Source organism: Streptacidiphilus sp. BW17 (genome assembly GCF_041262485.1).
Taxonomy (GTDB): Bacteria; Actinomycetota; Actinomycetes; order Streptomycetales; family Streptomycetaceae; genus Streptacidiphilus.
Genome location: NZ_JBGCCR010000041.1, coordinates 36,579 through 60,563 on the forward strand (window position 1 = coordinate 36,579; position 23,985 = coordinate 60,563).

Annotated in this window: 28 protein-coding genes and 1 pseudogene; 16 read left to right on the plus strand and 13 right to left on the minus strand. The window is 69.5% G+C overall.

Translation table 11 applies throughout. From position 1 onward, the window contains the following. Positions 1-313 precede the first annotated feature (313 nt). Positions 314-733, minus strand: a complete 420-nt coding sequence (locus ABH940_RS32915; RefSeq protein ID WP_370106958.1) for an SAM-dependent methyltransferase — start codon at positions 731-733, stop codon at positions 314-316. After that, positions 709-1,053 (minus strand): transposase family protein, encoded by a 345-nt coding sequence (locus tag ABH940_RS32920; protein WP_370106943.1) that lies wholly within the window; start codon positions 1,051-1,053, stop codon positions 709-711. Before ABH940_RS32920 ends, ABH940_RS32915 begins: the two co-directional genes overlap by 25 nt. Before the next feature lie 433 nt (positions 1,054-1,486). On the opposite strand from ABH940_RS32920, the gene ABH940_RS32925 reads away from it, so the two are divergent. Further along, complete coding sequence (locus tag ABH940_RS32925; RefSeq protein WP_370073046.1) at positions 1,487-1,609, plus strand: hypothetical protein; 123 nt, start codon at positions 1,487-1,489, stop codon at positions 1,607-1,609. A gap of 637 nt (positions 1,610-2,246) precedes the next feature. Beyond that, positions 2,247-2,984: a DUF4097 family beta strand repeat-containing protein gene (locus tag ABH940_RS32930; RefSeq protein ID WP_370106944.1), complete on the plus strand. Its 738-nt coding sequence runs from the start codon at positions 2,247-2,249 to the stop codon at positions 2,982-2,984. A 96-nt stretch (positions 2,985-3,080) separates the two neighbouring features. Here the strand turns inward: ABH940_RS32930 and ABH940_RS32935 are convergent, their stop codons facing one another. From ABH940_RS32935 to ABH940_RS32955, 5 genes are all read right to left on the minus strand, one after another. Further along, positions 3,081-3,254 carry a hypothetical protein gene (locus tag ABH940_RS32935; protein ID WP_370106945.1) on the minus strand — a complete coding sequence of 58 codons (174 nt, stop codon included), beginning with the start codon at positions 3,252-3,254 and terminating at the stop codon, positions 3,081-3,083. A gap of 238 nt (positions 3,255-3,492) precedes the next feature. Further along, positions 3,493-4,623 carry an ISAs1 family transposase gene (locus tag ABH940_RS32940; RefSeq protein ID WP_370106946.1) on the minus strand — a complete coding sequence of 377 codons (1,131 nt, stop codon included), beginning with the start codon at positions 4,621-4,623 and terminating at the stop codon, positions 3,493-3,495. A 269-nt stretch (positions 4,624-4,892) separates the two neighbouring features. Continuing rightward, positions 4,893-5,375 carry a hypothetical protein gene (locus tag ABH940_RS32945; protein WP_370061926.1) on the minus strand — a complete coding sequence of 161 codons (483 nt, stop codon included), beginning with the start codon at positions 5,373-5,375 and terminating at the stop codon, positions 4,893-4,895. A gap of 28 nt (positions 5,376-5,403) precedes the next feature. Continuing rightward, complete coding sequence (locus tag ABH940_RS32950) at positions 5,404-5,886, minus strand: transposase (RefSeq protein WP_370106947.1); 483 nt, start codon at positions 5,884-5,886, stop codon at positions 5,404-5,406. Positions 5,887-5,916: 30 nt separating this feature from the next. Next, entirely contained in the window at positions 5,917-6,162 is a 246-nt protein-coding gene (locus ABH940_RS32955) for a transposase domain-containing protein (RefSeq protein WP_370106948.1), read from the minus strand. A 764-nt stretch (positions 6,163-6,926) separates the two neighbouring features. On the opposite strand from ABH940_RS32955, the gene ABH940_RS32960 reads away from it, so the two are divergent. The 5 genes and pseudogenes from ABH940_RS32960 (at position 6,927) to ABH940_RS32980 (ending at position 11,822) form a co-directional block, all read left to right on the plus strand. After that, the gene (locus ABH940_RS32960) at positions 6,927-7,532 is read left to right on the plus strand and encodes an ABC transporter ATP-binding protein (protein WP_370061930.1); all 606 of its coding nucleotides are present in this window, start codon (positions 6,927-6,929) and stop codon (positions 7,530-7,532) included. Beyond that, entirely contained in the window at positions 7,529-8,341 is an 813-nt protein-coding gene (locus ABH940_RS32965; RefSeq protein ID WP_370061932.1) for an ABC transporter permease, read from the plus strand. Before ABH940_RS32960 ends, ABH940_RS32965 begins: the two co-directional genes overlap by 4 nt. Continuing rightward, a pseudogene (locus tag ABH940_RS32970) lies at positions 8,329-9,189 on the plus strand (amidohydrolase family protein); the annotation flags it as partial. The gene ABH940_RS32965 and the pseudogene ABH940_RS32970, both read left to right, overlap by 13 nt. A 26-nt stretch (positions 9,190-9,215) precedes the next feature. After that, positions 9,216-10,232 (plus strand): TIGR03842 family LLM class F420-dependent oxidoreductase, encoded by a 1,017-nt coding sequence (locus ABH940_RS32975; protein WP_370106949.1) that lies wholly within the window; start codon positions 9,216-9,218, stop codon positions 10,230-10,232. Between the two features lie 60 nt (positions 10,233-10,292). After that, on the plus strand, positions 10,293-11,822 hold the full coding sequence (locus ABH940_RS32980; RefSeq protein WP_370062954.1) for an NCS1 family nucleobase:cation symporter-1: 1,530 nt from the start codon (positions 10,293-10,295) through the stop codon (positions 11,820-11,822). Between the two features lie 717 nt (positions 11,823-12,539). On the opposite strand, the gene ABH940_RS32985 is transcribed toward ABH940_RS32980, so the two are convergent. The 4 genes from ABH940_RS32985 to ABH940_RS33000 all read right to left on the minus strand — a co-directional run bounded on the left by ABH940_RS32985 (position 12,540) and on the right by ABH940_RS33000 (position 17,192). Next, a complete protein-coding gene (locus tag ABH940_RS32985) occupies positions 12,540-13,382 on the minus strand; it encodes a hypothetical protein (protein WP_370061936.1) in 843 nt (280 codons plus the stop codon). 519 nt (positions 13,383-13,901) lie between these two features. Next, the gene (htpG, locus tag ABH940_RS32990; protein WP_370106950.1) at positions 13,902-15,845 is read right to left on the minus strand and encodes a molecular chaperone HtpG; all 1,944 of its coding nucleotides are present in this window, start codon (positions 15,843-15,845) and stop codon (positions 13,902-13,904) included. Between the two features lie 125 nt (positions 15,846-15,970). Continuing rightward, a complete protein-coding gene (locus ABH940_RS32995; protein WP_370061940.1) occupies positions 15,971-16,429 on the minus strand; it encodes a hypothetical protein in 459 nt (152 codons plus the stop codon). Positions 16,430-16,511: 82 nt separating this feature from the next. Further along, on the minus strand, positions 16,512-17,192 hold the full coding sequence (locus ABH940_RS33000; protein ID WP_370106951.1) for a type III effector protein: 681 nt from the start codon (positions 17,190-17,192) through the stop codon (positions 16,512-16,514). A 122-nt stretch (positions 17,193-17,314) separates the two neighbouring features. Here ABH940_RS33000 and ABH940_RS33005 point away from each other — a divergent pair, with 122 nt between their 5' ends. From ABH940_RS33005 to ABH940_RS33035, 7 genes are all read left to right on the plus strand, one after another. Further along, on the plus strand, positions 17,315-17,770 hold the full coding sequence (locus ABH940_RS33005; RefSeq protein ID WP_370106952.1) for an Hsp20/alpha crystallin family protein: 456 nt from the start codon (positions 17,315-17,317) through the stop codon (positions 17,768-17,770). Positions 17,771-17,995: 225 nt separating this feature from the next. Further along, on the plus strand, positions 17,996-18,430 hold the full coding sequence (locus ABH940_RS33010; protein WP_370106953.1) for an Hsp20/alpha crystallin family protein: 435 nt from the start codon (positions 17,996-17,998) through the stop codon (positions 18,428-18,430). A gap of 221 nt (positions 18,431-18,651) precedes the next feature. Next, a complete protein-coding gene (locus ABH940_RS33015; protein ID WP_370106954.1) occupies positions 18,652-18,915 on the plus strand; it encodes a hypothetical protein in 264 nt (87 codons plus the stop codon). A 73-nt stretch (positions 18,916-18,988) separates the two neighbouring features. Beyond that, a complete protein-coding gene (locus tag ABH940_RS33020; RefSeq protein WP_370062957.1) occupies positions 18,989-19,273 on the plus strand; it encodes a J domain-containing protein in 285 nt (94 codons plus the stop codon). Between the two features lie 176 nt (positions 19,274-19,449). Further along, positions 19,450-19,821, plus strand: coding sequence for a hypothetical protein (locus ABH940_RS33025; protein ID WP_370061948.1), 372 nt, complete (start codon positions 19,450-19,452; stop codon positions 19,819-19,821). 196 nt (positions 19,822-20,017) lie between these two features. Next, entirely contained in the window at positions 20,018-20,341 is a 324-nt protein-coding gene (locus ABH940_RS33030; protein ID WP_370106959.1) for a PRC-barrel domain-containing protein, read from the plus strand. Between the two features lie 27 nt (positions 20,342-20,368). Beyond that, positions 20,369-20,536 (plus strand): hypothetical protein, encoded by a 168-nt coding sequence (locus tag ABH940_RS33035; RefSeq protein ID WP_370061952.1) that lies wholly within the window; start codon positions 20,369-20,371, stop codon positions 20,534-20,536. A 141-nt stretch (positions 20,537-20,677) separates the two neighbouring features. Here the strand turns inward: ABH940_RS33035 and ABH940_RS33040 are convergent, their stop codons facing one another. After that, on the minus strand, positions 20,678-21,058 hold the full coding sequence (locus ABH940_RS33040; RefSeq protein WP_370061954.1) for a hypothetical protein: 381 nt from the start codon (positions 21,056-21,058) through the stop codon (positions 20,678-20,680). A 1,018-nt stretch (positions 21,059-22,076) separates the two neighbouring features. Between ABH940_RS33040 and ABH940_RS33045 the strand changes: the two genes are divergently transcribed. Beyond that, complete coding sequence (locus ABH940_RS33045) at positions 22,077-22,358, plus strand: MerR family transcriptional regulator (protein WP_370062959.1); 282 nt, start codon at positions 22,077-22,079, stop codon at positions 22,356-22,358. A gap of 408 nt (positions 22,359-22,766) precedes the next feature. Here ABH940_RS33045 and ABH940_RS33050 read toward each other — a convergent pair whose 3' ends face one another. After that, positions 22,767-22,988, minus strand: coding sequence for a hypothetical protein (locus ABH940_RS33050; RefSeq protein WP_370061956.1), 222 nt, complete (start codon positions 22,986-22,988; stop codon positions 22,767-22,769). A 466-nt stretch (positions 22,989-23,454) separates the two neighbouring features. Here ABH940_RS33050 and ABH940_RS33055 point away from each other — a divergent pair, with 466 nt between their 5' ends. Beyond that, on the plus strand, positions 23,455-23,658 hold the full coding sequence (locus tag ABH940_RS33055; protein WP_370061958.1) for a cold-shock protein: 204 nt from the start codon (positions 23,455-23,457) through the stop codon (positions 23,656-23,658). The last annotated feature ends 327 nt before the right edge of the window (positions 23,659-23,985 follow it).

The following is a 23,985-nucleotide window of genomic DNA, read 5'->3' on the forward strand; positions in this document are numbered from 1 at the left end:
GCAAACCCCCCCAGGCGGCGCAGGATCGAAGGGTGAACGCGATCATCGTCCTGCTCGAGCTGGAGCCGGCGACGGAGGTGCTGGACGTCGGCGCCGGGGTGCGCGTCGTGCACGCCGCCCGGACCGACCCCGGCGCGCCCGGCGGCTCGCCCTCCCGCGCGCTCTGCGGCCTCGGCGTCGACGACCTGGAACCCGAGCCCGCCCTACACGCCGGCCGGCCCGGACGCGCCCTGGTACCCGCCGGAGCACCACAGCCGCCACTGCCTCGACTGCGATGCGGCGCTCCACCCGGGCTGACCTGGCTGGAGAGGCCCTACGGCTTGCGCGCCACCAGGACGTACCCGTCCTGCGTCAGCGCGCTGACGGGCGCGCCCGGCTCGGGGCGCCATTCTCCCGGCGGCACGATGCCCGGCTCCACCAGCTCCAAGCCCTCCGCGAAGCGGGCCACCTCGGCCCGGCTGCGGGGCCGGATGCCGACGCCGCCGCTCCGGTACGCTGAGCCCGCGCGGCCGACCTGGTCCGGGCTCGCGTCGGCGGTGGGGTGGCTGAGGACCAGCCAACCGCCTGACGGCAGCGCATCCACCAGCGTGCGCACGACCGTGTACGGGTCGTCCTCGTCGCCGAGGAAGTGCACCACGGCGCTCAGGAACAGTGCGACCGGGCGGTCCAGGTCCAGCGCGGCGTCCGGGCCGGCCAGGCACGGGTGGGTCAGGATCGCCTTCGGCGCGCGCAGGTCCGCGGACCGGACGGCTGGGTGGTCGTTTTGGCGGCGGCGCGGTGCCGGTCGGCGAGATAGGCGCCCACCGCCCGGTCCAGCGCGTCGCCGTCGACGGCCTGGAGCATTCGCCCGATCGTCGCCGCCGAGGGACAGCGCCGCCACCCGAGCAGTTGGCGGTGCACACCGAGGGCAGCCAGCAGCCTGCCGGGAACGCTCGCGCCCCACTCGGCGAACTCGTCGATGCTCTTGGCTCCTGCCACGACCGCGCAGGCACACACCAGCAAGATCGCCGTCAGCGGGTACCAGCGTCCTCGCTGCGAGCGGGGGTCGGGCACGGCATCGAGCGCAGGTCAGCGACCCTGTCGGCATCCAGTGGACCCAGCTCCAGCAGGACAGCGGGGATAGGAGAAGATACAGCGGCAGGCACGGGCCACCTCGTGATCATCGGGCTTAGGCACCCACAATGATCACGAAGCCCGTGCCTGTACTGCTATCCACACCGGGTCGGCCGCTACCCGAACACACCGCACAACCACGGAACTTGAAGTCGCCCTGGACCGCGATTGGGTGGCAGTTCACCATGCGGGGGCAGCACTACTGCACCGAGTGGATCCACGTGCTGGCCTGACCCTTGATGACCTGGGCGAGTTCGGCTTCCGGGGTCGGATGGCTGCCCGATGCTCCGGCTGGACCCGGCCCAGACCCCGCGCCTACTGGAGAAAGAAGCGTCTACGCGACCGCCTCGCAGGAGGCTCCCTCGAAGGCCACGTGGACGCGTTCACCGCGCTGGGCGGTGTCACCGGGTCGACCTTCTGCGGGCTGTACAGCTCCACCGCACGCCAGAACCGCACGATCTCCGCACTGTCCCTCGCCACCAGCCTCCCGACATGAGCACGATCAGAACCGTCAGGGTATGCGAACCACCTCACACACACCGGTGCCGTCTCGCCGGCAGCCGCGGCGCCCCGGGCGGCCTGTTGCGGCCGACCCATCTCGGACACCGCTCACTCCTTCCGCGCGCGGCCGGGCGACGACGGACGAGCCCTCAGCGCCGGTGCTTCCGGTCGGTCGGGCCGCACGGAGTTCGCACCTACGGCGCAGCCTGGACGGTCTACGACACCGGCATCCTGGCCCGTGCCTCAGCCGGCGTCGTGGGCTTCCTGCACGACCGAGTACACCCACCAGCTCGCTGCTCTGGCAGGGCGGGTGCCGTTCCACTTGGTACTGGGCTCGCAGGGCACGAGCGCCTGAGGGAGACCACCCTCCTCGAGGCACGGCGCCGGGCAGCTGACGGACCAACGCGGGTCCCGCTCTCACACAGCACTCGGCTGCTCGGTGCGCAGACCGCGCATCGCCGGCGGGGGTGGTGCTAGGTGCACCCCCTGGCGGGCGCCCGGTTCATGGTCGGCTGCAGATGCTCTCTCCTAGTCTGGCTGTCTACGGATTGCGCGATCGGAGGATTTTGGTGCCCCCCACGACGAGTCGGCCCCGTCCCGTCCTGTGGTACTCGGTAGCGGCGGTGGTCATCGTGGTCGTCGCCGTCATCGCCGCCACGGGCGTCGTCGGATGGCTCACCGCACAGCACTCCTCCGAGTCCAGGGCCTATAGAGACGCCCGAATCAACGTTGTGGAGGTCAACGCCACCTCGGCTTCCGTCACGATCCACCCTGGACCGGCGGGCCAGGCGACAGTGACCCAGAAGCTTCGCTGGTCGACCGCACGCCCTGCCGTGGACCAGCGACTCGACACGGCAACCGGCACCTTGACGATCACAGCGTTGTGCGGCGGCATCCAGGTGTTTGGGTTGAGCGACTGCGAGGCACGCGTGGATATTCAGGTCCCCGTTGGGGCATCGGTCCAGGTCTTCAACGATTCCGGGGCGACTGACGTCTTCGCGATGGGCGCTGCCGTAGACGTGCGGTCCGACTCAGGTGCTGTCACGCTCAGCAGGCTCACCGGGCCCGTCCAGGCATCGACAACGAGCGGGTCGATCAGCGGAGATGCCATGCTGTCACCGACCGTCTCGGCTGCGGCCACTGCAGGTTCCATCGATCTGGCCTTCGCCGGCCCGCCGAGGTCTGTGACCGTCAAGGCGACTGCCGGGTCGGTCGACGTCACCGTTCCTCGCGGAGACCGCTACCGCGTTTCCGTGATGAGCAACGACAACTCAGCTGTTTCGGTCGACGACGGATTGGCTTCCCCCACCGCGCAGAACAGCATCACGGGTTCCACCGTGGCCGGGGCTCTGAGCATCAACTACGGCTGACAGGCGCTCAGCTGGCTCGGTGATGCCTCTCCTCACGCACAAGACCGTGGCGCGATGGAGTGATCCTGCATCGCGCCACGGTCTTGCTCTACCTGCCTATTCGACCCACTCGCAAGCCCTTCCCCACTGCACCCAGCCGGTTTGGCTCCGCACCCAGCCGATGGCGCAGTATTCGCCCTTGATCGCGGGGACGCTGGTGACGAACATCTTGTCGTTGCCTGTGCAGTAGTTGGTGGTGGTGTACCACTGGCCGGTGAGACTGTTCCGCACGATGCCTGAGGGCCCGGTGATCTCGATGTGCCCGAAGAAGGGGTCCTTCCAAGCACACCCCCTGACCTGCACCGAGCCGCTGGGCCACGGGTCAGCCAGGTTGATGCAGACGTCGCCGCCACATCCCTCCGCTTGGGTCGGACTGTGGACCCGGGCAGGTGCGGCGGGATTGGCCTCGGCAGCCGACGCTGACGTCGTGAGCGCGACGGCGGCGACCCCGGTGATCAGCAGGGCTTGATCAAGTTCCGTGTTCGTCCGGGTTGTTGGTGATGCCCAGGATCGAGAGTGATCGTTGGGGTTCGCGGCTGATGGCTCGGGTGGTCTTGGCGATGTTGTCGGCTCCGAGGGTCTTCAGTGCGCCGATGGCGAGGTTGCGGCGGGTGGCCATCGCGCGGGGTGCGGTGCCGGTGTGGACGGTGGAGGCGTCGTCGGCAAAGGTGACGTCCCGGATGTGGTGGGAGGAGTTCTCCACTCCCCAGTGCCCGCGGATCGCGAAGGCGAGGTCCGCCGGGGTGGCCTGGTGGGCGTCGAGGCTGGTGACGGCGTAGACGGTCTCGCGGCTCTGCCGCTTTCCGCTCTCCTGGCGACGGCGGTGGAGGCGCAGGGCGAGCTTGGCGTGGGGGAAGGCGATGCCGCCGAGTCCGTCGGCGATGGCGCAGGTCTTGATCGAGCGGGATTCGCGTCGGCCGTGCCCGGTCTCGGAGGCGGTGTGCTGGACGTCGATGTCGTGCCAGGGCAGGGCCGCCAGTTGACGGTGGGTGGGGGGCTGGTTCGTCTTGATCACGGCGATGTAGTGCGCCCTCTTGGTCTCGACCAGCCAGGAGATGTTCGCCTTGACCGAGTGCAGGGCATCGAATGTCACCGTGGCGCCCGTCAGGTCCAGCGGTGCGAGCAGTGGTTCGAAGTGCGTGGTTTGGTTGGTCTTCGCGCCGACCTCTGCCTGGGCGAGGGTCACCACGGTGCCGTGGGTGACCGCGGAGAGCGGGTGCTGGCGCGGTGAGCCGAGCCGGGCCGAGCCCTTGAGGGCCTTGCCGTCCACGGCGATGATGCGCCGCGGACCGGACGGCTGGGTGGTCGTTTTGGCGGCGGCGCGGTGCCGGTCGGCGAGATAGGCGCCCACCGCCCGGTCCAGCGCGTCGCCGTCGACGGCCTGGAGCATTCGCCCGATCGTCGCCGCCGAGGGACAGCGCCGCCACCCGAGCAGTTGGCGGTGCACACTGAGGGCAGCCAGCAGCCTGCCGGGAACGCTCGCGCCCCACTCGGCGAACTCGTCGATGCTCTTGGCTCCTGCCACGACCGCGCAGGCACACACCAGCAAGATCGCCGTCAGCGGGTACCAGCGTCCTCGCTGCGAGCGGGGGTCGGGCACGGCATCGAGCGCAGGTCAGCGACCCTGTCGGCATCCAGTGGACCCAGCTCCAGCAGGACAGCGGGGATAGGAGAAGATACAGCGGCAGGCACGGGCCACCTCGTGATCATCGGGCTTAGGCACCCACAATGATCACGAAGCCCGTGCCTGTACTGCTATCCACACCGGGTCGGCCGCTACCCGAACACACCGCACAACCACGGAACTTGAAGTCGCCCTGGGTGCACAGTGCGGTCGGGAACGTAAGTGGCTGTTCAACGCCGCTGCGTTTAGCGTGGCGAGCGGGATGCAAGCCCGCCTTCCATGATCGATATTTCGGTGTGGAGGGTGTACTTCTGCCCGGTTTCCGGGTGCTTGCCGGTGTTCTTGACGTACTTGCTGGCGCTCTTGAGGCTGCGGGCCTTGAGTCGTTGACGTCGGCGTGCGAGTAGGAGGTTGTCCAGCAGCGCGTGGCCGATCGCTCCGACCAGGCGGGCAGGCCCGTGTGGCAGCACACCGGTGGCGGTGGTGACCTGGCCGCGCGCTGAGTGGAGGGCGACGGTGAAGCTGAGCCGGTCCATGTCCAGGCCCGGCCGGTCGGACGCCGCGTCTGCGGCGGTGCGGATCAGCGCCTGGTAGACGGCCAGCAGGCCCCAGACCTCCTGCTCCAGGTCCGCAGGGTGGCCGGAACGCAGGACCCGACCGTCCAGCAGGACGGCTTTCAAGCTCGCGTAGGCGGTCTCCGCCTGCCAACGCTCGTGGTAGAGGGCCACGAGCCGGCTCGCCGGATAGAGCTGGGGGTCAGTCAGACTGGTGAGCGTCCTCCAGGGTCACGGTAATCCACGCCTCGATCACGCGGACGGTCAGCATCTCGTAGCCGCGCCCCGCCCGGTAGGAGCCGGACAGTCGGCTGAGGTAGGAGCCGTCCGGCAGGCGCTGCCCGATGGTCGGGTGCCAGCCGGCGGTAGACCGCACTAGGAAGTGAGCGCCGGTGGCGTGGACGTCTCGCAGGAACGCGACCGCGTCGAAGGCGGCGTCCGCGAGCAGAAGCATGCGGGCGCCGAGACGGTTCAGCAGCCGTGTGGCGTAGACGAGTTCGCCATCGGCCTCGGGTCCGAACGCGGCGGCAATCACGGCGCGGGTACCTGTTTCGACCAGGGTGATCAGCCGCAGTACGGGATAGGCGAACTCGTACTGCGGGCCGTGCCGCTTGGTGAAGCGGGCGGTGACCGGCTCACGGTCGGGCAGGCGCAGGCTGGTGCCGTCCACCGCGACCGTCCGCATCCCGCACCACCAGGCACCTGGCCGGTCCGTCTAGGCCACCGCCCCCGCCAACGCCTCGAACACGAGCCGCAACGGCTCCGGCCCCAGCCGCCTGCGGGCCCGCGACAGCGAAGAGCTGTGCGGGCGCACCGGCACCAGCGAGCCCAGGCCCGCAGTGAGCTTGTCCCACACCGCCCGGCTCGCCTCCAACGCCGCATCCACCAGCGCGGAGTCCACGATCTGGGTCAACTCGCCCAGATGCCCCGGCGCGAACACCCCCGCCGCTACCGCGACCACCCGCCTGATGACAGACTTCTCCCGCAACGGGACCCCTGACCTTGATCGACTTTCTTCGCCGATCGTTGATCTACAGGGGTCCCGTTGCCTCGTGCAAGCCCTTGACCAGCCCGCTTGCGGCATAACGCAACGGCGTTGAAGTGGCTGTTGGCTTTCCGATCTTCAGGAGTGTCGGTCGAACGGGTCCCGTTCGGGCTGTCGGCCGCGGACCCGGCCTTCGACGCAGTCCGGAGGCGCCTGACTGGACCATGTGCGCCGTGTGGGCATGCGTGGTGCTCGCGGATCCCGCGACTCCCCGTTCAGTTCCAGCGCGGCAGCCGAAAGCCTTGCCTCAGTTGCGCTCGGGGATCCTAGCCTGATTCGCGTCGCCTTCCCACCCCAGGACGAAGACCATGTCCGGGCGGTCCTCTTGGAAAACGTCCGACGGATGGGCTGCGACGTGCTCTCCCACGCCACACTGTTCAGGACCCCGTAGAACGTCGCCGCCCTCATCGACGCCCCCGACGACACGGTCAAGCGGATCCGGCACGGCGGTCGCGCCGGTGCCTGGCTGACACCGGCCAGCGACGTCCACTCACCGATCAGCGCCGCGAACGCGCGGATTCTCGGCAAGGTCGTCGTCTTCCTGGGGAAGGTGTGGCCCGAACAGCGAGAACGCGGTCGGCTGATCCTTGCGTCTGTTGCTGGACGGGTTCGGCGGGCCGTGTCCTTCCCTGCCGGTGGATCGTTTGGTCTTGTACGTGCTGCGGGCGTAGGAGGTGTCGGTGGAGGTGTGCAATGTCCGCCACGGGTACGGCCGGCGGGAGGTTCTGTGCGGGGTGGACCTGGTGCTGCCTCCCGGTGCGTTGACCGGTGTGGTGGGGGAGAACGGCGCCGGCAAGTCCACCCTGTTACGGATTCTGAGTGGCGAGCTGCGTCCGGACGGCGGGGCGGTGCGTCATCGCGGCAGGCTCGGCTACTGCCCTCAGCAGGCGGTTCTCAATGATGCCTTCACTGTCCGTCAGCACCTGGAGTTCTTCCGCACCGCCTACGGCCTGCGGAACCTGTGCCGAGCCGAAGAACTCATGGATGTGCTGGGTCTGACTGCCTACGCAGGCGTACGCACCGGTGTGCTCAGTGGCGGGACGCGGCAGAAGGTCAACCTCACGCTCGCGCTGATGCACGACCCGCAGGTGCTTCTGCTGGACGAGCCCTACCAGGGCTTCGACTGGGAGACGTACCTGCGGTTCTGGGAGCTGGTCACCCGGCTGCGGGAGGCCGGTCGAGCGGTACTGGTGGTGTCCCACCTGGCGCACGACGCCGAGCGCCTGGACCGGCTGTTCCATCTCCGTGGGGGCGTCCTGCACGAGGGCGCGGAGGCGCGCGCGTGAATCGCACCGGTCCGGGTCGCGGGGCCTGGCGTCACCTGGCCACCGCCATCCGCTTCGCGCTGATCGAGCACGGCCGCAACCGGTTCGCCATGGTGCTGGTCGCGGTGTTCGTCCCCATCTGGATCAGCCTCGCGCATCTGGTGGTCACGCCCGGTTGGGTCCAGATCCGGCTTCGCGCGACCGGCGAGGTGCTTCGCGCGGGCGGCGACGAGCTGACCCAGATCAGCGGCGCATTGAACGCCGCCACGCTCATCGTCGGCTTCATGATGTTCGCCGCGACGTTCGCCTCCGGCGACTTCGACCGCCGGCTGACCATGGCCGGGTATCCGCGGATCCATCTGCTGCTGGCCAAGGTCACCGCCCTCGTCCTGGCCTCGCTCGCGGTCGCCGCCTACGCCACCGTCGTCATCTGCCTGTATTGGAGCCCCCAGCGGCCCTGGCTCCTGGCGGTGGGAATGTTCTGCGCGGCCATGACCTACGGCGCCTTCGGCGTCACCCTCGGAGCCCTGCTCAAGAAGGAGGTCGAGGGCATGTTCACCATCGTGATGATCAGCATCATCGACCTCACCGTGCAGAACCCCATCGCCAACCCGGTCGCGGACAACCGGCTCACCGACTACCTGCCCTCCTACGGAGCCATGCAGGCGAGCACCGCGGCCGGCTTCTCCTCCACCGTCCCGTTCACCGATCTCGCCCTCCAACTGGTGTGGTTCACGGGCGCAGCGCTCCTGGCTTTCCTCGTCTTCGACCGCCGCACCCGCAGCGCTCTACCGGCGGCACCGGCCTGCGCCTCGGTGACGGTGGGCTGATCATGATGCACGCCGAGAACGGCATCGCGATCGACGTGCTGGTGGAGCAGGCGCTCGCCGCCGGGCACACCGACCCGCGCTACCACGGCGAGGTGCGCCGCGAGCTGCTGGAGGCCGAGGCCACCCACCGGGCGATCCAGCTCGCCCGGGTCGCAGGTGCGCCGCTCTACGTCGTGCACGTCTCGTGCGAGCAGGCCGTGGCCGAGGTGGCGCAGGCGCGCGATCTCGGGCTCAACGTCTTCGGTGAGACGTGCCCGCAGTACCTCTTCCTGTCGACGGACAACATGGCCGAGCCGGGGTTCGAGGGCGCCAAGTACGTGTGCAGCACGCCGCTGCGGCCGAAGGAGCACCAGGCGGCGCTGTGGCGCGGGCTGCGCACCAACGACCTCTCGGTCGTCTCCACGCACCACTGTCCGTTCTGCTTCGTCGGGCAGAAGGAGCTCGGCCGCGGGGACTTCTCGAAGATCCCCAACGGCCTGCCCGGCGTGGAGAACCGGATGGACCTGCTGCACCAGGCCGTGCTCGACGGCCACATCTCGCGTCGCCGCTGGATCGAGCTGGCCTGCGCCACGCCCGCGCGGATGTTCGGCCTCTACCCGCGCAAGGGCACCATCGCGCCGGGCTCGGACGCCGACATCGTGGTCTTCGACCCGCACGATCGGTATGTGATGTCGGCCGCGACCCATCACATGAACGTCGACTACTCGGCGTACGAGGGCCGGCAGATGACCGGGCGGGCGCGCACGGTGATCTCGCGCGGCACGCCCGTCGTCGACGCGGGCTGCTACGTCGGCCACACCGGTCACGGCACCTTCCTGCCGCGCAGCACCTCCCAGTACCTGATCTGAGCCCTGAGTACGTGGAAAGGCACCGCATGGACATCGGCCTCGTGCTCCAGACCGACCCTCCGGCCCGTCTGCTCGTCGAGCGGATGAAGCGGGCCGAGGCGGCCGGGTTCACCCACGGCTGGACGTTCGACTCCTGCGTGCTCTGGCAGGAGCCGTTCGTGATCTACAGTCAGATCCTCGCGCAGACCGAACGGTTGACGGTCGGGCCCATGGTCACCAACCCGGTCACCCGCACCTGGGAGGTCACCGCCTCGCTCTTCGCGACGCTGAACGACATGTTCGGCAACCGCACCGTCTGCGGCATCGGCCGTGGCGACTCCGCCCAGCGGGTCGCCGGGCGCAAGCCGGCCACGCTCGACCGTCTGTCGCACGCCATGCACGTCATCAAGGAGCTGGCGGAGGGCCGGGAGGCCGAGGTCGACGGCACGGTGATGCAGATCCCGTGGATCACCGGCGAGCCGGTGCTGCCGATCTGGATGGGCGCGTACGGGCCGAAGGCGCTGGAGTTGACCGACCGTCAGGCTGACGGTTTCATCCTCCAGTTGGCCGACCCGTTCCTGACGCAGTGGATGGTCAAGGCGGTGCGCTCCGCGCCCGAGCGGGCCGGACGCGATCCGGGGTCCGTCACCGTCTGCGTCGCCGCCCCGGCGTACGTGACCGACGGCAGCGAGGAGCAGCTCGCGCACGCGCGTGAGCAGTGCAGGTGGTTCGGTGGCATGGTCGGCAACCACGTCGCCGACCTGGTCTCCCGGTACGGCGAGCACTCCGGCATGGTGCCGGACGCGCTCACCGACTACATCAAGGAGCGCCAGGGCTACGACTACTCCCACCACGGCCGGGCCGGGAACCCGGACACGGCCTTCGTCCCGGATGAGATCGTGGACCGCTTCTGCCTGATCGGACCGGTTTCCGCGCAGCTGGAGAAGCTGGAGCAGCTGCGGTCCCTCGGCGTGGACCAGTTCGCGATCTACACCATGCACGACGCCGTCGAGCCGACCATCGACGCCTACGGCGAGCACATCATCCCCGTCCTGAAAGGCTGAACCACAACACACCAGAGGTGGTGCCCGGTGTCCTCGTCCTCGGCAACTCCCGCACCCTCCATATCCTCGTCCGACCTGATCGCCACGCAGACCGCTTTCCCCGACGGCCGGGTCGCCCTGGCCGACGGGGTGGTCCTGGACGATCCGCGCTTCGCCAACGGCGACCTCGCCCCCGTCCCCCTCGCGCGCCGCACCTGGCGCACCTACAACTACCTTGCCCTGTGGGTCGGCATGGCCCACTGCATCCCCTCGTGGACGCTGGCCTCCGGGCTGGTGGCGCTCGGCATGGACTGGAAGCAGGCCGTGCTGACCATCGCGCTGGCGAATGTGATCGTGCTGGTGCCGATGCTGCTGACCGGCCATGCCGGGACGAAGTACGGCATCCCGTTCCCGGTGTTCGCGCGGGCCTCGTTCGGCGTCCGTGGCGCGAACCTGCCGGCGCTGGTGCGGGCGGCGGTGGCGTGCTGCTGGTTCGGCATCCAGACCTGGATCGGCGGGGAGGGCATCTACCTGCTGGCCGGGAAGGTGCTGGGCAACCGATGGTTGACGGTAGGTCAGATCTCTGGGACGCCGTGGACGCAGTGGCTGTCGTTCCTGGTGTTCTGGCTGATCGAGATCGCGGTGATCACGCGCGGGATGGAGACGCTGCGGCGGGTGGAGAACTGGGCCGCGCCGCTGGTGATCGTCGGCTCCCTGGTGCTGCTCGGCTTCATGGTGTCGAAGGCGGGCGGCGTGGGCCCGCTGCTGGACCAGCCCTCGCAGCTGGGGTGGGGGAGCGGCTTCTGGAAGGTGTTCTTCCCCGCGCTGATGGGGATGATCGGCTTCTGGTCGACACTGTCGTTGAACATCCCGGACTTCACGCGTTTCGGGGGCAGTCAGCGGGCGCAGCTGTGGGGCCAGACGCTGGGGCTGCCGACGACGATGACGTTGTTCGCGGTGCTGTCGGTGCTTGTGACGTCGGGTTCGCAGGCGGTGTACGGGGAGCCGGTCTGGGACCCGATCGCGCTGAGCGCGAGGATGAGCAATGTGGTGGGGGCGCTGTTCGCCCTGCTGATCGTGATGGTGGCGACGCTGTCGGTGAACATCGCCGCGAACGTCGTCTCGCCGGCGTACGACCTGTCGAACCTGGTGCCCCGGTTCGTCAACTTCCGTAGAGGCGCGCTGATCACGGGCGTGGTCGGAATCGTGATCATGCCGTGGAAGCTGATCGCGAACCCGCACGTCTACATCTTCACCTGGCTGGGGGTGGTCGGCGGCCTGCTCGGAACGGTGGCCGGCATCCTGATCGCCGACTACTGGTTCGTCCGTCGCACCCGCCTGGCCCTCGCGGAGCTGTACCGGAGAGACGGCCGCTACTGGTACACGGGCGGCTGGAACCTGCGGGCGGTGCTGGCCTTCGTCGTGGGCGGCCTGCTGGCGATCGGCGGCTCGTACTCGACTGTGGTGAAGGGCGTGAAGCAGGGCCCGTTCCCGGCCGACGGAGTCATCCCCCTGCTGAAGCCGCTGGCCGACTACGGCTGGGCCGTCGGCCTGGCCTCGGCGTTCGTCGTCTACGCTGCCCTCAGCCTGGGGCAGCGCCGGACCGACTGACACGCCGTCCCACCGACCCCGCAGCCGCCCTGCCTCGCCGTCAGGACGGCTGCGGCCCACCTGGCGGCACCCACGGAGCACGACAGGTAGCGCACTTGATCCCCAGTCAAGTGCGTTGACCCTCTTGCTGGTTGGCCACCTGTTCGACGGGCTCCGAGCTGGTGGCCAACTATGTTGGGCTTTAGGATAGTTGGGCTATGCGCGTGGCTCTCCTGCCTTGTGTGAGCTGACGGAGCCCAGGTGTTACCTCGATCATGTATGTCCAGGTCTGTCCATGCGCGCTCAATCGCGCTCGTGCTGTCTGGTCCCAAAGTGGTCCCAGGGGGCTGAAGCCGGATCCTCAGTGGGATTCGCGCGCACCTGGGATACGTCCACGCACGCGCGACTCCAGTCCAGTCCGCCTGGCCGTGTTGAGTTCCGCGAGCAGTTTCCGATGGAGCTGGTCGAAGACCCCTGCATCCTGCCATCGCCCCAGACGCCTCCAGCAGGTCTGCCCGGGGCCGACGCCCAGCTCCAACGGCAACTGCAGTCACGGATCCCGGTGTAGAGCCCAAAGAGGACGCCCTGCAGGGGGCCAGGGGGGCGGCATCGGCTCGATGATCGCCCACAACTCGTCGTCCACGACCCACGGCTCGACGCTCACGTCCTCACGAACGGCCCAGCCGTCACACCGGTTACGGCTGACCTGCACTAACCCGCAAGATCGTGTTACGAGCTCTACGGAAGTTCGTAGGCGTGGGCGCGGATCGCCGCGCAGGCCTTGCAGTCGCCGATGAAGCGGAGCGCGGAGTAGCCGTCGGCTTGTTCCCGTTCGTGCCGCCACAGTGCTCGGAACTCGCCGCAGGGGCACTGTCGTTGAGCGAGGTCGGCCAGGGCGGCGGTCTCGGTGGTGAAGCCGGTGACGGTGGGTGGCCATTCGAAGGCGTCGGGGTCGGGCTGGGTGCCGATGTAGTCGGTGGCGACCTCGTTGTCGTACTCCCAGGGGTTCTCGCGCCGGTGGCGCTCGCGCCGCAGCCGGGCCGCTGGGTGGCTGCCCTTGGCGTGGCAGACCCCGCAGCGTCCGGGGCCGGCGTTGCTCGCGGCGCACCAGCACTTCCTGCCGCCGCTCAGCCGTGCCTGGCCGCCGCATTCGTTGCACACGGTCCAGCCGTTGCACTCGTGGCAGAGCACACCGTCGGCGAGGCTGTACGTGGCTTGGGGTTGCTGCCAGCCCCGCTCCGGGTGGTCGAACACCACCGGGGTTGCCGCCAGAAGGGTGAGCAGTCGCGAGCCGCAGCCGGTGTCCAGGCGGAGGGTGCAGCCCTCGCGCTGCGCCCGGACGTGGCCGCCCCAGCGCCGGGTCTCCCAGCCGCCCGCGGCGAGCGCGTCCGCCGCGGCCTCCGGGGCGGGCGCTGGCAGCTCCAACCCGGCCAGGCAGAGGCGCTGCCAGCCCACCTGTTCCCGGTCCAGCTGCACCGTGTCGCACCACTCCCGTGCAACGACCGCCGGTTGACCCGGCGTCAGTATGGCCACGGCCGACTGCACGTCGCCGCGCAACCGCTCCTCGGACCCGGTCTCCATGACATCCCCCGTTCACGCCCCGGAAGCCGGGACGGTTTCAGGTTACGCCGTCGCGTCGCCAGGTCTGCGGCCTCCACGGTCAGGGCCCGAACGGGCCATGGCTTTCGCGCATTCCGCTGTATCGGCCCCTCGCTGGGCCGTTGGTGGTGGCCGCCCGTGCGACGCGACCGGCGGTCTGTCCTCGCTCTGGTCTGAAGGTAGGGCAGTTGGTTCCGGGTGCGAGGATGGTCTGCCCTCGCCCACGTCATAACCCTCGCTGGCCAGCCGTTCCTCGTTCGCCTGTGCGGCGCACGCCCCCTACCGTCGGTCGACTGCGTCACTCCAAAACGGGTCAGCCGTCTCCCTGGGTGTGGCGAGCAGCGCCTCGAAATCCTCAGGTTCAGGTGATTCGACAACGAAGAGGTTTCCGTCAGGATCGGCGAGTTCGACCCACCCGCAGCCCCACCCGTTGTGGTGCGGGGCCGGGGGAGTGGGTGCGGCCGGCCGGTCGTGTAGCCGGTCGGCCGCACGCCGCTGGGGTTACAGGGCTTTGGTGAGGCGGTTGGTGAGGAGGCGCGTGAAGCGGGCGGGGTCGGGCAGGTCGCCGCCTTCGGCGAGCAGCGCGCTGCCGTGGACGAGTTCGGCGGTCTCCGCGAGCGCGGGGTCGTCGGGGTTGGCCTGGTGGGCCTGTTGCAGGGCGGTGATGAGGGGGTGGGTGGGGTTGAGTTCGAGGATGCGCTTGACGGTGGGCAGTTCCTGGCCCATGGCGCGGTACATCTTCTCCAGGGTGGGGGTCAGGTCGTGGGCCTCGCCGACCAGACAGGCGGCGGAGGTGGTCAGCCGGGTGGAGAGGCGGACCTGCTTCACATGGTCGGTCAGGCTGGTCTGCAGCCAGGCCAGCAGGGCGGCGTAGTCCTGCTCTTGCTGGGCCTTGGCCGCCTTCGCGTCCTCCTCGTCTGCGGTGTCGTTGTCGAGGTCGACCTGGCCCTTGGCGATGGACTGGAAGCGGTGGCCGTCGAAGGCGGGGATCTGGTCGGTCCAGACCTCGTCGACGGGGTCGGTGAGGATGAGGACCTCGTAGCCCTTGGCGGTGAAGGCCTCCATGTGCGGGGAGTTCTCGACCATGGCGCGGTTCTCGCCCGTCAGGTAGAAGATCGTGTTCTGGCCGTCCTTCATCCGCGCCACGTACTCGCGCAGCGTGGTCGTCTCGGCCGGGTCGTGGGTGGAGTGCGCGGAGACCAGCTCCAGGAGGGTGTCGGCGTTGTCGCGGTCCTCGATCAGGCCTTCCTTGATGACCCGGCCGAACTGCTCCCACAGCGTCGCGTAGGCGTCGGTGCGGGTGGCCTGCATGCTCTTGATGGCGGCGAGGACCTTCTTGACGAGGCGTCGGCGCACGGCGGTGATCTGCCGGTCGTGCTGGAGGATCTCGCGGGAGACGTTGAGGGACAGGTCGTGGGCATCGACGACGCCCTTGACGAAGCGCAGGTAGTTCGGCATCAGCGCGTCGCAGTCGTCCATGATGAACACGCGCTTGACGTACAGCTGCACACCGCGCTTGGTGTCGCGGGAGAACAGGTCGAACGGAGCGTGGGCGGGCAGGAACAGCAGCGCCTCGTACTCGAAGGTGCCCTCGGCGCGCATGTGGATGGTCTCGGCCGGGGGCTGCCAGTCGTGGCTGATCTGCTGGTAGAACTCGCTGTACTCGGCCTCGGCCACCTCACTGCGCGGCCGGGCCCACAGGGCCTTCATCGAGTTCAGGGTCTCCGGCCCGCCTGCGGTCGTGCCGTCGGCGCCGGTGTCCGTGTCGGCGGTGTCGGTGGGTTCGGTGGCCATGCGGATGGGCCAGCGGATGAAGTCCGAGTACTGCTTGACGATCTGGCGGATCTTCCAGGTGGCGAGGTAGTCGCCGAGTCCGTCCTCGCTGTCCTCGGCCTTGAGGTGGAGGGTGACCGCGGTGCCGACCGGCAGACCTTCGGCCTCGGCGATCGTGTAGGTGCCTTCGCCGTCGGACTCCCACAGCGTGCCCTGGTCGGTGCCGGCGCGGCGGGTGTGCAGGGTGACCTTGTCGGCGACCATGAACGCGGAGTAGAAGCCGACGCCGAACTGCCCGATCAGGTGCTGGGCCGCGTCCGCGTCCTTGGCTTCCTTGATCTTGGCCAGCAGGGAGGCGGTGCCGGACTTGGCGATGGTGCCGATCAGGTCGACGACGTCGTCGCGGGTCATGCCGATGCCGTTGTCCCGCACCGTCAGGGTGTGCGTCTCCTTGTCGACCTCCAGGGTGACGTGCAGGTCGGAGGTGTCGACGCCGAGGCCGGTGTCGGTGTCGGTGAGGGATTCCAGGCGGAGCTTGTCGAGGGCGTCGGAGGCGTTGGAGATCAGCTCGCGCAGGAAGATGTCCTTGTTCGAGTAGATCGAGTGAATCACCAGCTGCAGCAGCTGGCGGGTCTCCGCCTGGAACTCCAGCGTCTCGGTCGTGGCGGCCACGGAACGTGTCTCCTTCGTGCAACGGGTGGACAGGGTGCGGGTCGGGTCAAGTAGCGAGATTCGGGCGGCGCCGCCACCCAGGGGCTGAACCGTTCGGCCCCCAGTGGCGCCCGGCCCATGGGTGTTCAGACGTGGCTGAGGGGTCTGTAGGGCTGCTCGGGTTTGGTGCGGCCGGGGCGGGACGTGCCGTAGCAGGACAGGAACAGCTTCCAGCCGTCACGGCATTCCAGCGTGGCGCCGTAGCGGACCGCAGGCGGGTTCGGGCGGACGCTGTACCGGTCGGCGCGAACTACTCCGCCGGACGGATCGTCCGCGCCGGCAGCGGTGGCGACCAGGGCCTGCTCGACGTGGGCCACCGGGACCGAGGATCCCGTCAGGTCCGGTATCTCCTCGGCACTGAAGCCTTCGTCGGTGGTGGGAGCCGGTCCGCTCGCTCCGGTTATGGACCACCACACCTGCCCGCCGTCGGTGAGGGTGACGGTCAGTCCGTAGGGGCTGTCGTCGTCACGCTTGCCGGCGTCGGTGATGCCGGGGACGGTGGGGGCGCGCTCGATGAGCAGCTGTTGGAGATCGGCTGGAGTCATGGGCGTCGGAGAGGTCGGGGACGGCAGGGCCGTCACGGATCAGGGTGTTACGGGGGCCGTCAAGTGCAGGTGGCCGTGGCGGTCATGGGCCCGGTGGGGTGCGGCGCTGCCGGTCGCTGTGGGCGCGCAGCTGGTCGGTGCGGGCGGTGAGTTCGTCCAGACGACCCGCGATTTTCGGGTGGGCCGCTTCGAGATGGGGTCGGGTTTCGGCGAGGGGCGCCAGCAGGCGGGCGGGGTCGTTGTCGCCGAGGGCGTCCAGGAGACGTTCCATGGCCGGGACCGCGCTGGTGGTGAGGTCCTCCAGGGCGCCGATCTGACCGGCCAGGCGGCGCAGGTCGGCGGCATTGTCGCGGGCCCAGCCGGTCACCGCGCGGTCGGCGGCGCGCTGGTCGCGGGCGGCCTGGACGCGCTGCTCACCAGTGCTGCCCGCCGTGGTGCCCGCAGCCTGGTCCGGGCGCAGGCGCAGGTAGCGGCGTTCGGCGGCTTGGCGGCTTTGAACACCGAGGGGTTCGGCGAGATCGGCCCAGGTGGCCCCCGCGGTGCGGGCGGTCTCGATCAGGCTGGTCTCCCAGCCGGCGAGTTCGTCGCGGACGTGCCGCAGCAGCATCAGCGCAGCCAGGGCCTGCCGGGGGTCGTCCTGGTCGGCAGCCTCGCGGGGTGCGTGGCGAGCCGTGCGGGCGGCGGCGTCCATCATCCCCAGCGCGGAAGCGGCGGCCATGAAGGAAACCGGCCCCGCCTCGCCGGTGTGATCGTGCGCGTCCATGATGGTCACTCTTTCGCTGACGGCGTGTTTGTCATCGTCTGGACGACATGCTACAACGGTTTCCGTTCGCACCGCACCGGTGCGACACAGCGAGAAAGCCCTTGGACCGGAGGTGTCCGACGATGTTCATGCGCACTGCGGTGACCCGCCAGGTGAACCCCACGGTCCGACAGGACCGGCCGGGTTCCGGGTCCCAGCCGGCACCGATCCCGGTGGACGCCTGGCGCGACGGCGACCGGTATGTCATCGCGCTCGACCTGCCCGGCGTCCCGGCCGACGCGGTGGACGTGGAGGTGGCCGGCCGGCTGGTGACGGTACGTGCGGAGCGCCGCCCCACCGGGCGGAGTCAGGCTGCGCGCACCGAGGCCGGTGGGCGGCGGCACGGGGTGTTCGCCCGCCGGATCGAACTGGCCGACACCCTGGACGCCGACCGCCTGGAGGCCGGCCTGCACGACGGCGTCCTGACCTTGACCGTGCCGGTGGCGGGGGCGGTCAAGCCCCGCAAGATCACCGTCCAGGGCGCCGAGGGCACGCGGCCCCGCCCCCGGCAGGATGCCGCGGCCCCCGCTGCGGCGTGACCACCCGGGCCGCGACGCCCCCGGCCGGCGCTGCGCGGCACCCCGCCCCCGATGGCCCGGCTGCTGAAGGCCACACTCATGTCCTGTTCACCCACCCACGCGTAACCACGTCCCAATGTCGTCCATCAAGCGACATTCAAAGCTTGTCACTTTATGGACGACGTGTTATCACGGGATGTGTGAGCGCGTCGATGTTGCCACTGGATTCGACGAGGAGGCTCGACGATGTTGATGCGCACTGACCCCTTCCGCGAGCTGGACCGGATCACCCAGCAGATGTTCGGCACCACCGGCACGTGGTCGCGCCCGTCCGCGATGCCCATGGACGCCTGGCGCGACGGCGACACGTTCTACGTGCAGTTCGACCTTCCCGGCATCAGCCCGGACGCGATCGACCTGGACGTCGAGAAGAACGTGCTGACCGTCAAGGCCGAACGCCGCCCCACGCAGCACGGCGACAACGCCGAGGTCCAGGTCTCCGAGCGGCCGCTCGGGGTGTTCTCCCGGCAGCTGTTCCTCGGCGACACCCTCGACACCGACAAGATCAGCGCCGCCTACGAGGCCGGAGTGCTCACCCTCACCATCCCGGTCGCCGAGACCGCCAAACCCCGCAAGATCCAGATCAGCGGCGGCAGCGACCGCAAGGAACTCCAGGCCTGACCTTGGCCCTCAGGCCCGGACGCGGGAAAGGGAGAACGGCCGTGCGGGCGGAACCTTCCCCCGGACGCCCGCACGGCAACTCCGACACCGCAACCGGGCATCCCACGACTCCAGGCCCACACCCTCGGGCCTGGTGCCCCGAAAGGAAACGGTGTCGCGCGGACACACACATCCCCCGGTCTGTCCGCGCGACACCCCGACCCCTCTGCGAGGCAGGCACCATGACCTGGCAGACGAAGACCGACCCGACTGTGGACGAGGCCTTCTGGGACCTCGTCTGGTCCGACCCCGGCCTCCTGGCGGCCGACCTGCACGACCTGGCCGAAGAAGACCTCCTGCTCCCACCATCCGACCGAGCTCCTGGCCGACCTGCCCCGGATGGCTCCCCGCGGCGGCTGCCGCTCTCGCGCGCGGTGACCACCGCAGCGTCGGGGAAGGTTCGCAGTCCGCCGCACACCCCGGAACGGTGCCGGCACACCCGCTGAGGATGACAAAGGACGGCAGGCGACCAGGGAACCGGGCTGGGACGCGGTCGAGGACGCGCGCCGGGTACTCGGACTGCCGTTGGGCGCCGACCTGGAGCAGGTCACGCGTGCCTACCGTGTACTCGCCCGCGCCTGGCACCCGGACACCAGCCCCGATCCGGCCTCCCCGGCCCGGACTGCCGAGGTCCTGGCCGCCTACCGCCTCCTGAGACGCGAGGCCCAGAATGGTTCCCGGCCACAGGACCCGGGCCGGTCACCGGCCCCGGCAGCACCCAGACCGATGCGACAGCCGACGCGACCGCGCGGCGCCACCGTGGTGGCCGGCCCGGTCCGCGTCCACAACCTGCCCGCAGAGTGAAGCGCCACCGCGCCCCGCCGGCAGGTCACCGACCCCGCCAGCCACCGCCCCGAGCGCCACCACGCACCGATGCTCGGCGCCCACGCCCACCGCCCACCCCTCCAGCCCGGCCCGCCCACCCCTACCAGCTGGTACACCACCCCACCGCAGCAGCCCGCACCAGACCGGAGTCCGTCATGACCGGCGCCCGCAGCCCGCACCAGGCCGCAGCGGCAGCGACCGAGCAGATCCGCAGCCTCGGCGAAATCACCGCCCGGCCCGGCTGCTTCCCCTACCCCATCGACGCCCACCACACCCTCGGCGCCCTCGCCGGGATGCTCGAACAGCTCCCGCTGACCCTCCACCAGACCGCCGCGGCGATCAACGCCATACCCGACCAGCACCTCGCCGTCCTGGACGACCCGCCCATCCCCTCACGGGTGCAGGCCGTCGTGGCCACCGAACTGGGCCTGGCCATCGCCGCCCTCGAAGAAGCCGCCACACACCTGCGCAGAGCCCAGCACACCACCGCCGAACTCCTCTACACCGGCCCCATGCCCGGACCGTGACACCGCAGCGGACACACCCAGCATCACCCGGACGGGTGGAGCACGGGTCCTCGCGCGCGCGGTGACGGCGTCCCGCGGCAACCAGACGGCATGATCATCATCGGGCCGACGGTCACCCGCCAACTTTGGGCGATCACGGCAACCAGGGAAGGGAGGCCTGGCAGTGATCGCGATAGTCGATGTCCGGGAGTGGCGCATGCACGACGTGGTGGACCGCGACGGCAAGAAGATCGGCACGCTGGAGTCCGTCTATGTGGACACCGCCACCGACGAGCCCAGCTTCGGCACCGTCACCGTGGGCCTGCCCACCAGGCACCGCCTGGTCTTCGTGCCACTGGACGGCGCGCTGGTCGGCCCGGGCTACCTGAAGGTCGCCTTCGCCAAGTCCCAGGTCAAGGACGCGCCAGCGATCGACACCGACGGGGTACTGCCCGCCGAAGAGGAACCGGCGGTCTTCGCCCACTACGAACTGCCCTACACGCCCGGCGAGGGCGGCGAACGCCGCCTCGCCCGACGCTGACCAAGCACCACAGGGAAGGCCCAAGCCATGGTCCTCGTACTGCTGCTCATCCTGGCCGCCGTCGCGCTCGGCATTATCGGCGCGGTCGCCAAGGGCCTGTTCTACCTGCTCATCATCGGCGTGGTCGTCTTCCTCGCCGCGCTGCTCCTGGGCGGACTCAAAGTCCGCGGCGGCGCGCGGCGTCCCAGCCGCTGACTACCGCCCCCGCAGCGTCCGGGCCGTCACCGGCCTGCACCAGGCCGGTGACGGCCCGGTGGACGGCACGCTCCTCCACAACGTATTCGCCAGGACCCGGGCCAACGGGATCACCGGACGGCCCCGGGTCCTGGCGTACGGTCACTGGTCGGAGTAGCTGAGGTCTCCGACAGTCCAGCTGTTGATGTCGGCGATACGGATGCGGTACATGCCGCCGGTATGGGGCAGCCCGTAGCTGCCCTGCAGGATGCGCGCCAGGTGCAGGTGCAGGTGGGTCGGCCGTCCGCTCTGGTCCAGGTCGGCGGCGTGCTGCGCCTCGGCGGCGGCGAAGGGCGCAGAGAACGGCTTGAGGTGTTCCGATGCTTCGAGGACCTCGGCGACGCGCTCGCGCCACAGGCTTTCCGGGGCCAGCCTGCCGGTGATGACGGCGCCGGGCACGACCACGGTGAGGGGCATCTGGTTGCTGTGCTCGGACTCCACCATCGCGGCGATGTCGGCGAGCAGCCCATCGGGTTTCGACATGACGCCAGATTATTGCGCCGCACCGGCACTCTTCACAGGACCCCGTGCCGGCTTCGTGGTCGCCCCGGCGATCGTGGCGCGGACACCAGATCCCCGGCCTGCCGGCACGTGCAACTCCCGCGCCGAGGCTCTGCGCGCGGGGCCTGTTCACGGCGGCAGTCCCTCGCGTGAGCCGTTGCCCACCGAGCCAAACCAAGGTTCCGGCCGCTCCCGCTCCCGCTCCCGCTCCCGCTCCCGCTCCCGCTCCCGCTCCCGCTCCCGCTCCGAGCACAAGACCGTGCGGTCCTGCTGGCATGCGCCCGCGTGCGCCCGCGCGGCAGGAAGTTAGCTCTCCCCAGGGCAATGCAAAATCTATGCTCGCTGGAGTAGACATTGCCCTCGTCAGCGGTTAGTGTTTCTCTCGTAGTCAGCAGTCGATGACACCCGCCAGACATGAACTGGCGGTCCGCAGGACAGCAGTTTTCGCACGACGGTCCGGCAGCAGAGCCCCGAAGCCGAGCAAGCGCAGGAAGGGCGACGGAGCTGGCTGCCGGACCGGGCGGCCCGCGGTTCTCAAAGGGGCCGCCGCCTCTGCAGTACGGAAGTGCCAGCAGTCACAAGAACACAGCAGGGAACCCAGCAAAGGCGCCAGGACTGCGGGCGCGCGTGCTGGCCGGCACGACCAGCAGTACGCAGTTTCCCCGTCAGCTATCAGATGAACGAAGGAGGGCGCAGGCGCCATCAGGATCGCCCGGCCGGTGAACACGCGCCCGGGCGGATACCGCAGACCCCAAGGCAAGGACGGTGGTTTCCGGTCACGCTTACGCGATCCCCGCACGCCCCATCCCCCCGGGCGGTGCGGAAGAACAGGACCGGCTCCGGCCGGTAGATGGTGTTGTTTCCCTTCGGGGCCCCGGGCCGACACAGGTCCCGGGGCCCCTCGACGCGTTCTCGCGAGAACCAGAGAGGTGCAGTGACTCCCACGCCCAGTCCCGACACAGCCCACACGTTCGACGACGACGACTACCCGGCCTACACCATGGGCCGCGCCGCCGAGATGACCGGTACCACCCCCGGATTCCTACGAGCGCTCGGCGAACACCGCCTGATCACCCCACTGCGCTCCGAGGGCGGCCACCGCCGTTACTCCCGCTACCAACTGCGCCTGGCCATGCGCGCCCGCGATCTGGTCAACCAGGGCACCGCCGTCGAGGCCGCCTGCCGCATCGTCATCCTCGAAGACCAACTCGAAGAAGCCCTACGCATCAACGAACAACTGCGCCGCGCCGACTCCGGGCAGGAGCCCACCGCCGACACCTAGGGTCCAAGCCCGGGGCGTCCTGCGCCCCGGGGCCCTGGCGGGCTCGTCCTGTCCCGGCCGTCGGTTTGGGGTGTGCAGGGAACGAGCCCGGCGGCAAGACCGCACGGGCCGAGGTCGCCGTCCGTAGCCCCGCTACGGGCAGGCGCAACCGGCAACGGCCGGTGTGGGAATGATTCACCACACCCACGCGAAGCCGGCCCCGGACGTCCGGGGCCGACCCGCAGCGCCGGATGTGCGTTCCTTGTCCACCGATCGCTGGGGTCGTCACCCTGGGGAAGCCTCGTCCCCGCAGTGCGCCGCCGGGATGAGCCCGACCAAGGCGACAGGGAGCCGCCCGCTGTCTCGGGACTGGGAGGTCACGGGCGGGCGATCGAAAAGACCAGGTCCTGTGCCCAGGTCCGGCTGAAGTCAGAGCTTGAACATCCCCGCATACGGCTCGTAGATGCGTTCCTGCTGCGATCCGAAGTCGACGAGCACCGCACCGTCGCTCTCGACGCCGATGGCCCGGCCGAGGCCGAAGCTGTCATGGGTGACCCGGTCACCCAGGGCGAACCGTTTGAGGGGTGCCTCGACCTTGGCCTTGAAGGGACTGGTGGGCAGGGGCCGCCGGACTGCTGCTGATTTTCTCATTGGCTCCAGTATGTGCCGGAATCCCTGAAAAGGCAGTCCCCTGGGAGCTGAATTCGGCGGCGCGCGATGGCCGTCCGGGGTTCGAACCGCCGGGGCGCCAGTGTCGGCGACACCTGTCCCAGATCCAGCCGTGTCACGCTTCCGGGAGCCGCCGCCAAGCGGACCACGGGGGCGGCCATGTGCTCAACCATCGGGCTGTCACGGCGTGTTGGCGGGGCCGGAGGCCTGGTGGGTGGTGGGCGCGGAGACGTCCTCCCGGAACTGGGGGTGAAATATCCGGGCAGGGTCGGCCGGGGCCTGCTAGGGTCTCATCAGTTGCAGTAGTGGTTCCCATGAACTTTGTGTGCGCCTGCTGATGTTTGCAGGCGCATTTTTGTTTCCCGGTCTTTTCGGGTGGGTGCTCATCGCGGCGACTCGAAGCCCGCGCCGTGCGCGCTTCGGACAGCCCCTTGAAGGAGATTGTTTTATGGCTAATGGCACTGTGAAGTGGTTCAACGCGGAAAAGGGCTTCGGCTTCATCGAGCAGGACGGCGGCGGCCCGGACGTCTTCGCCCACTACTCGAACATCAACGCCAACGGCTTCCGTGAGCTGCTCGAGGGCCAGAAGGTCGAGTTCGATGTCGCGCAGGGCCAGAAGGGCCCGCAGGCCGAGAACATTCGTCCGCTGTAGTTTTTCTGCCGAGGCACCCGCCCAGCAGCGAGGGGTCCGCACCGCGTACATGCCCGGTGCGGGCCCCTCGGCATTGCGCCACGACCCATGTCCGGCCGTTCAGGCCCTTGGTCCCGCAAACCGCTCCCGCGAACGCACAGCGTCCAGTCCGACGCACGGCGCCCCCACCACGACGTCGCACGTTCGAGGTTTCTCGCTCCCGCCCCTTTTCGGTGAGCGCCGACAGTAGGTGACGTGCCGCGCGGCGGTACCGTCCACGCTCCACCCGCCACATTCTCGGCCCGTTCTCTTGTGGTCTCCGCCTGCGCCTCACGCTGCGGAACCTTC